At 63.6% G+C, this 785-nt stretch carries 1 protein-coding gene; it reads right to left on the bottom strand.

The window, feature by feature from the left end; translation table 11 throughout:
- A partial coding sequence (locus HPC46_RS34590) for an IS1634 family transposase (RefSeq protein WP_179476464.1) occupies positions 1-785 on the bottom strand: 785 nt, incomplete at both ends.

The raw sequence follows: 785 nt of genomic DNA, 5'->3' as shown, positions 1-785 counted from the left end.
ATCCGGAACGATTTCTCGACTTTCCAGAGGTCGTGGTATTTGGCGATCACCTCGGTGCCCGCCATCACGGTGACGGGCACGTTGGTCACATAGCCTTTGAGGCCGACCAGAGACTGCGCCCGCGCCAGGGCGGTTTCGTCGAGATGGCGGTCGGAGCCTTTGACCTTGACGAAGCGTACTGACTTGCTGGATCGTTCGCCGTCGACGATGGCGCGGGCGCGTTCCTCCTGGGCCGCCAGAGTCTTCTGGTCGCGGCGGGCCCGGGTGGCCGAGTAAGCCCAGATCGCCCGCCACGCCTTGGGATGCTGATCGGGATCCCAGACCGGTTCGGCCCTCAACGCGGTGTCGTTGACTTCGCTGTTGCCGTGCCGCGGGGTCACGGTGTCCACGATCTGCCCGTCGGTGAAAACGTCGCCGTTCCAATGGAAATGGGATTCCAGGTCCCCCGGAGCCTTGGTGGTGCGGGAGCCGACGATAAAGGAGCAGCCGAGCTCGTCGAGAGCTTTGAGGTTGGCCGCCGACAACATCCCGGCGTCGGCGGCCACCACCACCGGCGTGCCCTCCAGATGGTGGCGTTGCACGAAGGTGGTGATGATCGGCACGATCGTGGTGGTCTCGGCGGTATTACCTTCGTGGCAACTGATTTCGAGCGGGAACCCCGTACGGTCGACCAGCAGCCCGACCACGATTTGCGGGTCCACCCGCCGTTCCTTGGAATAGCCAACCTTACGCAGATCGTCCTCGCGCTCGGCCTCGAAGTACAACGTCGTAGCGTCATAAAGGAT

This window comes from Mycolicibacterium vinylchloridicum, from assembly GCF_013404075.1.
In the GTDB taxonomy this organism is placed as follows: domain Bacteria; phylum Actinomycetota; class Actinomycetes; order Mycobacteriales; family Mycobacteriaceae; genus Mycobacterium; species Mycobacterium vinylchloridicum.
The sequence above is the reverse complement of the archived record's forward strand: the minus strand, read 5'-3'. Positions and strand labels throughout refer to the sequence as shown.